The organism is Bacillus sp. Marseille-Q1617 (genome assembly GCF_903645295.1).
In the GTDB taxonomy this organism is placed as follows: Bacteria; Bacillota; Bacilli; order Bacillales; family Bacillaceae_B; genus Rossellomorea.
Window position 1 is genome coordinate 236,223 of the sequence record NZ_CAHJXM010000001.1, and the last position, 12,492, is coordinate 248,714.

At 44.5% G+C, this 12,492-nt stretch carries 9 protein-coding genes; all 9 read left to right on the plus strand.

What is annotated here, in order from left to right:
- Window positions 1-20 precede the first annotated feature (20 nt).
- Complete coding sequence (locus tag HWX64_RS01270) at window positions 21-1,061, plus strand: DUF3048 domain-containing protein (protein WP_175986596.1); 1,041 nt, start codon at window positions 21-23, stop codon at window positions 1,059-1,061.
- 21 nt (window positions 1,062-1,082) lie between these two features.
- Window positions 1,083-1,385 (plus strand): YerC/YecD family TrpR-related protein, encoded by a 303-nt coding sequence (locus HWX64_RS01275; RefSeq protein WP_175986597.1) that lies wholly within the window; start codon window positions 1,083-1,085, stop codon window positions 1,383-1,385.
- 517 nt (window positions 1,386-1,902) lie between these two features.
- Window positions 1,903-2,589 carry a heptaprenylglyceryl phosphate synthase gene (locus HWX64_RS01280; protein WP_058299112.1) on the plus strand — a complete coding sequence of 229 codons (687 nt, stop codon included), beginning with the start codon at window positions 1,903-1,905 and terminating at the stop codon, window positions 2,587-2,589.
- Between the two features lie 83 nt (window positions 2,590-2,672).
- Window positions 2,673-4,910 (plus strand): DNA helicase PcrA, encoded by a 2,238-nt coding sequence (gene pcrA / locus HWX64_RS01285; RefSeq protein ID WP_175986599.1) that lies wholly within the window; start codon window positions 2,673-2,675, stop codon window positions 4,908-4,910.
- A gap of 394 nt (window positions 4,911-5,304) precedes the next feature.
- A complete protein-coding gene (gene ligA, locus HWX64_RS01290; RefSeq protein ID WP_175986600.1) occupies window positions 5,305-7,311 on the plus strand; it encodes an NAD-dependent DNA ligase LigA in 2,007 nt (668 codons plus the stop codon).
- Window positions 7,312-7,326: 15 nt separating this feature from the next.
- Window positions 7,327-8,481 carry a CamS family sex pheromone protein gene (locus tag HWX64_RS01295; RefSeq protein ID WP_175986602.1) on the plus strand — a complete coding sequence of 385 codons (1,155 nt, stop codon included), beginning with the start codon at window positions 7,327-7,329 and terminating at the stop codon, window positions 8,479-8,481.
- 105 nt (window positions 8,482-8,586) lie between these two features.
- Entirely contained in the window at window positions 8,587-8,847 is a 261-nt protein-coding gene (locus HWX64_RS01300) for a DUF3949 domain-containing protein (protein ID WP_175986603.1), read from the plus strand.
- A gap of 480 nt (window positions 8,848-9,327) precedes the next feature.
- Entirely contained in the window at window positions 9,328-10,836 is a 1,509-nt protein-coding gene (putP, locus tag HWX64_RS01305) for a sodium/proline symporter PutP (protein ID WP_175986605.1), read from the plus strand.
- A 335-nt stretch (window positions 10,837-11,171) separates the two neighbouring features.
- Window positions 11,172-12,455, plus strand: coding sequence for an isocitrate lyase (gene aceA / locus HWX64_RS01310; RefSeq protein WP_175986607.1), 1,284 nt, complete (start codon window positions 11,172-11,174; stop codon window positions 12,453-12,455).
- Window positions 12,456-12,492: the final 37 nt, after the last annotated feature.

Below are 12,492 nucleotides of genomic sequence, written 5' to 3' on the forward strand. Positions count from 1 at the left end.
TTTAGGGGTGTTACGATTTTATGCTTAAAAAGCCACTTATTATTTTGTTAAGTGCTCTGACCCTTGCAGCGTGCAGTTCAGATAAAGAAGAAGCAGGAAAAAAACCTGCGAAAGACGAGAATGCTGCGCCCGTGGCTAATGAGAATGTAGAGAATGTGATGAAGTTCCAATCACCTCTTACAGGTGAGGAAATGAAAAAAGAGCCGGCTGATCGTTCGGTCGCTGTCATGGTGAATAATCACCCGAAAGCAAGACCTCAATCAGGCCTTTCCAAAGCGGATATTGTGTATGAAGTGCTGGCAGAGGGAGATGTGACAAGGTTCCTGGCCATCTACCAAAGCAGGAAGCCTGAAGAAATCGGTCCTATCCGGAGTGCAAGAGATTATTATATCGACCTTGCTAAAGGCTACGACAGCCTTTATATCGCCCATGGGTACAGTCCCGATGCAAAGGAGAAGCTTGACAGCGGGGAAATCGATCACTTGAACGGCATCAAATACGATGGAACGCTGTTCAAGCGGGCGGATTTCCGGAAGGCTCCTCATAATTCATATATTTCTTTTGAACATATCCAAAAAGGGGCAAAAGAGAATGGTTTCTCAATGGATACTCCCCCTGAACCGTTAAGCTTTTTATCAAAAGAAGAATCCTTGAGTGGAGAAGAAGCAAACTCAATCATGATTTCTTACTTTAATAACCCGCTGTTTGATGTCGTCTATGAATACAATCAGGACGAAGGCAAATATGAACGATACTCGAACGGGGACCAGACGAAAGATTACGGAACTGAAGATCCCGTTCTGCTTGAGAACATCCTGATTGCCGAAACGCCTCATAGAATCATTGACAGTGCCGGCAGACGTGATATCGACTTACAATCCGGCGGCAATGCTTATCTCATCCAGGATGGAAAACTTCGTGAGGTACAGTGGCAAAACGAAGGGGGTAGAATCCTTCCATATGAAAATGGCAAGCAGATCCCACTCGGAAAAGGGGCTACCTGGATCAACATCATACCGAGCTCTCCTGGATTATCAGGATCTGTCTCGTATCAGGAATAGAGAAGGAAAAGGAGACTATTTATGCAAATAAACAAACTAAGAGGAAAAGAACTGGATCAGCTTTTTAACGCGATTCTTTCTTTGCAGGATATGGAAGAATGCTATCGTTTCTTTGATGATTTATGTACGATCAATGAAATTCAGTCCCTTGCCCAAAGACTTGAAGTGGCACGCATGCTTCAGGAAGGAAAGACGTATCATAAAATCGAAACCGAAACGGGAGCAAGCACCGCAACGATTTCCCGTGTGAAACGCTGCCTGAACTACGGCAACGATGCGTACCAGCTTGTTCTGGACCGTGTACATGAAAAAGAGGAAAAATAATAGGAGGGCCGTTATCTTTAGGGATAGCGGTTTTTTTATTGATTTGAAATTGTAATGCTGTAGGGGATAGTCGTTTTTTTGATTTGATTGAATTTTAGGCGGAATGTGCGGTTTATGTATCAGATTTAGAAGTTTTTCATGGTTATGGAGTGAAAGGGAGTTCTGAAGGCGAAGCAGTGGGTGCGTTTTCGCCAAATCTAGTGGATGGAGAGTCTGGATTTACTCCTGTGTCAGGATTTACGATCCAATTTCAGTTTTTATGATCCTGATCCACGATTTATGATCCTGAATCGAAATTTACAATCCTAAAACGAAATTTATGATCCTAATCCTGATTTTACGATCTCCTAAGAATCATTCTAAAGAAGCGGCCCGGCAAACCCTCATCACCAGCACCTACTGTAATGCGTCCATCAAACCCGCCTAATTTCAATTTTTAACAAAAGACGAGGTAATGCGACTCCCTTCTGCACATGATATAATACGTTAGATGGATGTATGAATGGAGGAACAATCGATGTATGATGTTCAAAAGTGGAGACATGCGTTTAAGCTGGATCCCGATAAACATATAGATGATGATGAGCTGGAGGCTGTATGCGAGTCAGGAACGGATGCCATCATTGTAGGGGGAACGGACGGTGTAACTCTCGAGAATGTCCTCGATTTGATGGCGCGGGTGCGCCGCTATACAGTGCCGTGTATCCTGGAGGTTTCCAATTTGGAGTCGATCACCCCGGGATTTGATTTGTATTTTATCCCGATGGTGATGAACAGCCCGAATGTTGACTGGGTCACCGGCCTTCATCATCAGGCGGTGAAGGAATACGGGGAGATCATGAACTGGGATGAAATCCTTGTTGAAGGGTATTGTATCTTGAACAGTGACTGCAAAGCAGCAAAGGTGACGGAAGCCAATACGGAACTCTCAGGCGAGGATGCCGCTGCGTATGCGATGATGGCGGAAAAGATGTTCAACCTGCCGATTTTCTATCTGGAGTACAGCGGTACATACGGTGATATTGATATTGTAAGAGAAGTAAAAGATTCACTTGAAAATACGACACTTTTCTATGGCGGCGGCATCAAGACCACTGAACAGGCCCGGGAAATGGCTGGGGTATCAGACGTGGTCGTCGTTGGAAATATTGTATATGAAGATTTAAAGGCGGCTCTAAAAACAGTTAAGGCTGTAAAAGGATAGATTCGTGCTGGAGGTTCAGCCCTCCTTAAGATATAATGGAAGACAAATACAGAACAAATGTTCGTTATGGTGGTGAGAATGTTATGCAATTTTTGACTGATCGGTTATTGAACGGAATGAATCCGCAGCAGGCGGAAGCGGTGAAAGCGACAGAGGGTCCCTTATTGATCATGGCAGGTGCGGGGTCAGGTAAGACAAGAGTGCTGACGCACAGGATTGCGTATCTAATGGTGGAAAAAGGAGTGAATCCTTACAACATACTGGCGATTACTTTTACAAATAAAGCGGCCCGGGAGATGAAGGATCGTATCAATAACATCCTGGGTGGCGCATCCGAGAATATCTGGATTTCCACATTCCACAGCATGTGTGTGCGTATTTTGCGCCGGGACATCGACCGGATCGGGATGAACCGTAATTTTACGATCCTGGATTCGACGGATCAGCAGTCCGTAATCAAATCCATCCTGAAAGATAAAAACATCGACCCGAAGAAGTTCGATGCACGTTCCATCCTCGGGTCCATCAGTTCGGCGAAGAATGAATTGACTACTCCCGAAGAGTTCTCCAAAACAGCGGGAGGCTATTATGACCAGGTGGTATCGGATGTTTATACAGAATATCAGAAGCGTCTCCGGAAGAATCAGGCACTCGATTTCGATGACCTGATCATGACGACGATCCAATTGTTTCAAAGGGTACCGGAAGTTCTCGAGTTCTATCAGCGCAAATTCCAATATATCCACGTGGATGAGTATCAGGATACGAACAGAGCTCAGTATATGCTCGTTAAATTACTCGCTTCACGTTTTCAAAACCTTTGCGTGGTCGGTGATTCCGATCAATCCATATATCGCTGGCGCGGGGCGGATATTGCCAATATCCTTTCGTTTGAAAAAGATTACCCGCGTGCCAATGTCATTTTGCTTGAGCAGAATTACCGTTCGACGAAGCGTATTTTACAGGCAGCGAACGAAGTGATCCAGAAGAACTCTAATCGGAAGCCGAAAAACCTTTGGACAGAGAATCACGAAGGTGAAAAGATCTCTTATTACAGAGCGGATTCCGAGCAAACGGAAGCTCAGTTTGTAACCGGCAAGATCAAGGAGATGGTGGATAGCGGGAAACGCAAATACTCTGACTTCGCCATCCTGTATCGTACGAATGCGCAGTCCCGTGTAATGGAGGAAGTGCTACTTAAATCGAATATCGAATACTCCATCGTCGGCGGTATCAAGTTCTACGATCGTAAAGAGATCAAGGATATCCTAGCTTATCTGCGTTTGATTGCCAATCCGGATGATGATATCAGTCTGCAGCGTGTGATCAATGTACCGAAACGCGGAGTCGGTGCGACCTCAATTGATAAAATCGCCCGCTACTCGCAGGATCATGATATTTCCATGTTCTCTGCGCTAGAGGAAGCAGATTTTATCGGACTCAGCCCGAAAATCACGAAAGCAGTGATTGAATTCAAGGAAATGATCAAAGGCTATACAGGTATGCAGGAGTATTTATCGGTCACCGAACTCGTAGAAGAAATTCTTGAGAAATCCGGCTACACGGATATGCTGAAAGCAGAAAAATCCATCGAGTCCCAAAGCAGACTGGAAAACCTGGATGAGTTCCTGTCCGTAACGAAAAGCTTTGAGCAATCGAATGATGATAAGAGTCTGGTAGCCTTCTTGACGGACCTGGCACTGGTTGCGGATATCGATAAGCTGGATGAAGATGACCAGCCTAAGGAATCGGTCATCCTGATGACCCTCCATGCTGCGAAAGGGCTTGAATTCCCTGTCGTATTCTTGATGGGGATGGAAGAAGGTGTGTTCCCTCACAGCCGTTCACTGATGGAAGAAGACGAAATGGAAGAAGAACGCCGCCTAGCATATGTGGGGATCACGCGTGCGGAAGAAGAGCTTTATATGACAAATGCACAGATGAGGACCCTGTTCGGTCAGACGAAAATGAACCCCGTATCAAGGTTCATCAGTGAAATCCCTGCAGACCTGCTGGATGATGTCATGGCCGAAAGCAAGAGTAAAGGCCCATTCTCTTCACCGTTTGGCAGACCAGCCGGAAACGGCCCTTCCCGTCCTGCACCAAGGAAGCCTGTCACCCGTCCTGTCGTCCAAAAGACAACCGGCGGCGAATCAGTATCCTGGCAGGTCGGCGACAAGGCATCCCACAAAAAATGGGGCACAGGCACCGTCGTAAGCGTAAAGGGTTCAGGCGACAGCGTCGAACTCGACATCGCCTTCCCAAGCCCAACCGGAATCAAACGCCTATTGGCAAAGTTCGCTCCGATAGAAAAAGCATGATAAGCAATTTAGCTGCGATAAAAGATAGATTGATCTAAGGCTGATTCCAGCTGTTGATTGGAGTGCGAGACGAAGACTCCTATCAGAAAAGCGGAAGGGCTTTGCTCAGAGGCGTGTGGCATAAGACGAATCGGCCACGAAGGCGTTTTTTGCCTTCTTGGTCGGTTTGGCTTATGACATGTGCCTCTAAGCCCTGCAGCTAGACAGTTAACCTCGGAGGCTCCCCGCTCGCCCGCGGAAAGCGAAGTCTTGCACGGAAATCAACAGCGGTGTTCAATGTACGGTCAATTTAAACAAACGTTTGATTAACAACAAATAACGTTGATAAATCAACGATCACAGAGTTAAACACTTGTTTAATAAACGTGAAGATTAGCAAGAAAGGGTTGTTAGAATGGATCAACAATCGGCTGAAAAACGTGTACAGGAACTGCATGAATTATTGAATCAATATAATTATGAATATCATGTCCTTGATAAACCCTCAGTGCCGGATTCAGAATATGATCAGCTGTTGCGAGAGCTTATCGACCTCGAGGATCAATACCCTGAATTACAAACTTCCGACTCACCTTCTCAAAGAGTCGGAGGCACGATCCTTGATGCATTTGAAAAAGTAGAGCACCGCAGTCAAATGCTGAGTTTGGGGAACGCCTTCAATGAAGAGGATCTCCGTGATTTTGACCGGCGTGTCCGTCAGGCGGTCGGCGATGGTTTTTCCTATGTCTGTGAGCTCAAGATTGACGGCTTGGCCGTTTCCCTGCGTTATGAAAAAGGAGTGTTTGTACAGGGTGCCACCCGCGGAGATGGGTCGATTGGGGAGGATATTACATCGAATCTGAAGACGATCCGTTCGATTCCATTAAAGATCAAAGAACCTCTTTCGTTTGAAGTACGCGGGGAAGCCTTCATGCCGAAACGCTCATTTGAAGCCTTAAATAAAGTGAAAGAGGAAAAAGGGGAAGAACCGTTCGCGAATCCCCGCAATGCCGCCGCAGGTTCATTGCGTCAGCTGGATCCTAAAATAGCCGCTTCACGAAATCTTGATATCTACCTATATGCCCTTGCTGACATTGGTGATACAGGGATAGACTCTCACAGTGAGGGCCTCGATCAATTAGATAAGCTTGGTTTCAAGACGAACCCTGAACGCAAGCGCTGTGCTGATATTGAAGAAGTGCTGGAATATGTGGAAAGCTGGACGGAGAGACGTCCGGATCTTTCGTATGATATCGATGGAATCGTCATTAAAGTTGATTCATTGGAACAGCAGAAAGAACTTGGGACAACAGCTAAAAGCCCGCGCTGGGCCATAGCATTCAAGTTTCCTGCAGAAGAAGTCATCACGATATTGAAAGAAATCGAACTGAGTGTCGGACGCACCGGAGTGGTTACTCCCACTGCCATTCTTGAACCTGTAAGGGTTGCCGGTACAACGGTTCAGCGTGCTTCCCTGCACAACGAGGATCTCATCAGGGAAAAAGATATCAAAATCGGAGATCATGTGGTCATTAAAAAAGCGGGGGACATCATCCCTGAAGTGGTAAATGTACTGGAAGAAAAGAGAACAGGCGATGAACAGGAATTCAGTATGCCGACTCATTGTCCTGAATGTGAAAGTGAGCTTGTGAGGCTTGAGGGGGAAGTGGCGCTTCGCTGTATCAACCCTAAATGTCCTGCTCAGATCCGTGAAGGTCTTATCCACTTTGTCTCCAGAAATGCGATGAATATCGATGGGCTTGGAGAAAAGGTCATCAGTCAGCTGTTCAGGGAGCAATTGATTGTAGATGTGGCAGACCTTTATAAATTGGAGCGTGACCAGCTGCTTCAACTGGAGCGGATGGGTGAGAAGTCGGTGGATAACCTCCTCCAGGCTATCGGCGCATCGAAAAAGAATTCACTCGAGAAACTTTTGTTCGGGCTGGGGATCCGTCACGTAGGGGCGAAAGCAGCCAAGACCCTTGCCCAGGAGTTTGGGAATATGGATCGACTGATGGAGGTTTCCAAAGAAGAGCTGACGAACATCAACGAAATCGGGGAGAAAATGGCCGATGCAGTCGTGGCTTATTTTGAAAATGATGAAGTCAAAGAGCTGGTTCAGGAGCTTAAAGATGCTGGGGTTAATATGGAATATAAAGGTCCCAAGCCTGTGGCGGCAAATGAATCGGATTCTTACTTTGCAGGAAAGACCATCGTATTGACGGGGAAAATTGAACAATTGAGCCGGAACGAAGCGAAAGAAAAGATTGAAATGCTCGGGGGTAAAGTGACGGGAAGCGTAAGCAAGAAAACAGATCTTGTCATAGCTGGAGAAGATGCAGGCTCAAAACTCAAAAAGGCAAACGAGCTCGAGATAGAAGTCTGGGACGAGGATAAGCTGATGGAAGAACTTAACCGATAAGAGGTGTAGAAAGTAATGAAAAAAAGGCTATCGGCAGCTTTAGCCGCCTTATTGATTTTGGGAGGCTGTGCACCGACGTTTGAAAAGCAGGATCAAGTCGTTCAGGAAAATCAGGATAGTGAATCGAAGAAGGCGATCATTCCTAACTTTCAAATTTCAAACGATTATTATAAGACCATGCTTCCTTATGATACTAGTAAAACACGTGGAATAGTCGTGAATGACCTTGGCTCACGATATGATATAAACGAAATAGAGAATGGTTTGCTGCGTGTTGCCCAAAGACGTTTTTCAACCGATGATTATTTTTTCAAAGAAGGGCAATTCTTAACCAAGAAGACGATCGACAGCTGGCTTCAGCGTAAGTTCACAAGTGAACAGCTTGCCGAAAAAAAGCTGAAGGAAAGCGACAATCTTGGCTTGAATCCAGTGCAGACAAAAGGAAACAATGCCCCGATCTATTTAGCTCATATTGTTGAACATAATTACTTGATAAAAAAAGAAGATGACAACAAAGTGCAGCTTGGAGGCTTGGTCATTGCCCTGTCGCTGAATTCCGTCAATTATGAGACCAATCTCAGCAATGGAACGAGAACCGTCAAAAATATCAGCAATGAAGTACTCAAGGAGCAGGGAGCCAAAATGGCTGAAGAGGTGCTGAAAAGATTGCGTCAAAGAGAAGAACTTCGAAATGTTCCCATCATGATCGCTCTATACAAGCAAGCGCCAAAGCAGCAGGTGGTCCCTGGCCAGTTCTTTGGGTATACAACAGTGGAAGCCGGGACGGACGCGATTCAAAATTGGGAAGGGATCAATGAAGAATACTACATCTTCCCATCCCCGGAAGCAGCGGAGAATCATCCGAATGATAATAAAATATTCCAGGACTTGAAGAAGGAAATTGAAGAGTACTTCCCTGTGTTTACAGGCATAACGGGTGAAGCACTCTATCAAAATCAAGAGCTGACAGACATGAAGTTGGAGGTGGCATTGACCTTTAACGGAAAGACAGAGACAGTTGGATTTGCCCGCCATCTATCCAATTTGATCGGAAAGAATACGCCTGAAAGCTGGAATGTGGAAATGCTCATTAATTCTTCTTACGGACCTGAGGCGTTGGTCGTGAAGAAAAAAGGAAGTAAAGAAACATACCTGCACATTTATGAATGATGAAATTGGACAACGTTGAACAGAACCGATCTTGCTTTTGCAGGATCGTTTTTTTTATGAAACCCGGCTTTCATTCATTCGTATACTAACAAAGGGGGATTAATTATGGATGAAATGTATTCTGTCGGGTTGCTCATTGCATCGGTTTTGTTTGTCATAACGCTTGTCATGATTCCTATTCAATATCGTTACATTAAGGCAATGGAAGAGGAAAAGAAAAAGAAAAAGCGCGAATCCGGTGAGGCCTTTGATAACATGCCTTTCGGAGAAGCATTCCTTCACCAAAATGCCCAAAGTAACCCTCTATTTCTACCAGCCAATTTGATTGCCTATTTAATTTACAGAGTGAAACATAAAGATAGATGAATGGAGGGGGGTCCCTCCATTTTTTTTTTTGGTTATTCATACATATTTCAAGCCTTTTGGTACAACCTAAAAGAGCTAACGTTAGTTAATTTTTCTGAAAACGACACAGATTTGTCAAACAAGTCAATTTAATTTTATAAATTTTTATGAATGAATATAGCAATTTAAGCGCTTTCATAAAAATATATGCAAAATAAGTGTATAAAAATGCATATAGGTCCATATATTCAGAAAATTCCGTATGGATTTTTTTGAAATGTATGTTAGCATTAATAACGTTGTGAACTTGTTACGGAAACATCGCTTCGCAGAAGAAACTTTTTCAAACAATTTTGAGTGAATAAGTTTACAACCTGTATGCATAGGGTAAAGAATTGCTGGACTATATTTACAAAAGGTCTTTTAGCATGTATCAAAAGTCGGATTAAGCACCTGGCAAAATGAAAACAAATTTATTGAAAGGGGAATGCTGACAACACAATGGATATAGCTACTTTAGTCACGTTTATCGTATATTTAGTTGGAATGCTTGCAATTGGTATTATTTCGTACAGATTAACAAGTAATTTATCGGATTATGTTCTTGGAGGACGTAGTTTAGGACCGGGGGTAGCAGCATTAAGTGCTGGTGCATCTGATATGAGTTCATGGTTATTGCTTGGACTTCCTGGTCTGGCTTATGCAATTGGATTAGGTTCCATTTGGTTAAGTATTGGGTTGGTAATTGGTGCTTATTTAAACTGGAGATTCGTTGCTTCAAGGCTTCGTGCTTACACGGAAGTTGCAGACGATTCAATCACGGTTCCTGATTATTTTGAAAATCGTTTTAAAGATGGATCTCGTCTTCTTCGTGTCATTTCAGCAGTAATCATTCTGGTATTCTTTACCTTCTATACATCTTCTGGTCTTGTAGGCGGAGCGTTATTATTCCAGGAAACGTTTGGTATGACTTACAATACTGCATTATGGATTGGTGCCATTGTAATCATTTCTTATACTTTCCTTGGAGGATTCTTGGCGGTAAGTTGGACTGACTTTGTACAAGGGATTCTGATGTTCCTTGCATTGATCGTGACTCCGATTGTTGCGATCACTGAGCTTGGCGGCTGGAATGCGACAGTGGATGCTGTACGTTCAGTTGACCCTGCGAACCTTGACACAATGAACACGATGACTGTAATGGGTGTTATTTCATTATTGGCATGGGGTCTTGGTTACTTTGGCCAGCCTCACATCATCACACGCTTTATGGCATTGCGTTCAACAAAGGATGTGCCAAAGGCACGCTGGATCGGTATGAGCTGGATGACGATCTCCATGATCGGGGCAGTCATTACAGGATTTGCGGGAATTGCATACTTTGCAGATGCTCCATTAATTACTGGAGATGTCGATAACTCTGAGAAAGTATTCATCTTCTTTACAGATGTCCTGTTTAACCCTTGGGTTTCAGGTATCCTGTTAGCAGCAATCCTGTCTGCTATCATGAGTACAATTGACTCTCAATTACTTGTGTCTTCAAGTGCTTTAGCGGAAGACTTCTATAAAGCGATCATCCGTAAAAATGCTTCTGATAAAGAGCTAGTATGGGTAGGTCGTATCGGAGTGCTTCTGATTGCTTTCATCGCCATTCTGCTTGCTATGCAAGGGAACCCGGCAAATGGAGGCGGAACGAAGATCCTTGATCTTGTAAGTTATGCATGGGGTGGATTCGGTGCTGCATTCGGACCAATCATCCTATTGTCTCTATACTGGAAAGGCATGACACGCAACGGTGCGCTTGCTGGTATGATCACTGGAGCTGTAACAGTCGTTGTGTGGAAGCAGCTTACAGTAGCAGGAGCAATTCCTTTCGAATTATATGAAATCGTTCCAGGATTCTTCCTGGCAATGCTTGCGATCGTCATCTTCAGTAAGGTTGGACCACAGCCAAGTGAAGAAGTTAAAGCTGAATTTGATGAAGCTGTTGCAAAAGATATTGTAAAATAAACAGGTAATGAGCCTGCCGTCACCGCTGAATAATCGGTGACGGCAGGCTTTTTTGTGTCTTAAGATGTCTTTTTCCGGATCTGCAAAATTTGTCGAAGAAAAAATAATAAAAAAAGGTTCCATCTCAAAACACACTGTTATATAATACAAACAAGTTAAATAATCTGTATTATAACAAAATGCAATATCACCTTTACTCAACTCATCATGATGACCGCTCAGGAATCCTTCACAGCACAGAAACCTTCAAATGCAGACGTATTCAACCTGTATCCATACACCAACGCATACTTAAGCTTAAAAAACGATAAAATTTGAAAAGGGAGAGATATTCTATGACAAAAAACAGTGTGAATGAACGTGCAAAAGCTTTACAGGAAAGCTGGGAACTTGACGAAAGATGGCGCGGGGTCACCAGACCTTATTCCGCAGAGGATGTCATTCGATTAAGAGGTTCCATTGATATAGAACACACGTTAGCGAGACGCGGTTCTGATAAGCTTTGGAATTTATTGCACGAAGAAAACTATATCAATGCTCTGGGAGCTCTAACAGGAAACCAAGCTGTCCAGCAGGTCAGAGCAGGTCTCAAGGCCATTTACCTGAGCGGATGGCAGGTAGCTGCTGACGCCAACCTGTCAGGCCAGATGTATCCGGATCAAAGCTTGTATCCTGCAAACTCGGTTCCATCTGTTGTTAAGCGCATCAATCAGGCTCTCCAGCGTGCCGATCAGGTCCATTATGTAGAAGGAGACGAATCAATTGATTGGTTTGTTCCGATTGTCGCAGATGCAGAAGCAGGATTCGGAGGGCAGTTGAACGTATTTGAATTGATGAAAGGGATGATTGAATCCGGGGCATCAGCCGTTCACTTCGAAGATCAGCTTTCCTCGGAGAAAAAATGCGGTCACTTGGGCGGAAAAGTCCTGCTGCCTACTCAAACCTCTGTGAAGAATTTGATTTCAGCCCGTCTTGCGGCGGATGTGATGGGGGTTCCAACCTTGATTGTGGCACGTACAGATGCCAATGCAGCGGATTTGATCACGAGTGATTTCGATTCATATGACGCACCATTCATCACCGGTGAGCGTACTCCTGAAGGCTTCTTCCGTACAAAGGCGGGTCTTGATCAAGCAATCGCGAGAGGCCTTGCTTATGCTCCTTACGCCGACCTTATATGGTGTGAAACTTCAGAACCGAGCCTGGAGGAGGCCCGTCAATTTGCGGAAGCCATCCACAAGGAACACCCTGGGAAACTTCTAGCGTATAACTGTTCTCCATCCTTCAACTGGAAGAAGAAGCTCGATGATGATACAATCGCGAAGTTCCAAATCGAGTTGGGCAAAATGGGCTATAAGTTCCAATTTGTTACGCTTGCAGGATTCCATGCACTCAATCACAGCATGTTCGAATTGGCGAGAGGATATAAAGACCGCGGTATGGCTGCGTACTCCGAGCTTCAGCAAGCTGAATTTGCGAGTGAAGTACACGGCTACTCTGCAACAAGACATCAGCGTGAAGTAGGAACAGGCTACTTTGATGAAGTGTCCATGGTCATTTCAGGAGGTACTTCTTCTACTACAGCCCTGAAAGGATCTACAGAAGCGGAACAATTTTAATCAAACAAGAACAAAAAAATTAACGCCCGTCCCTCGG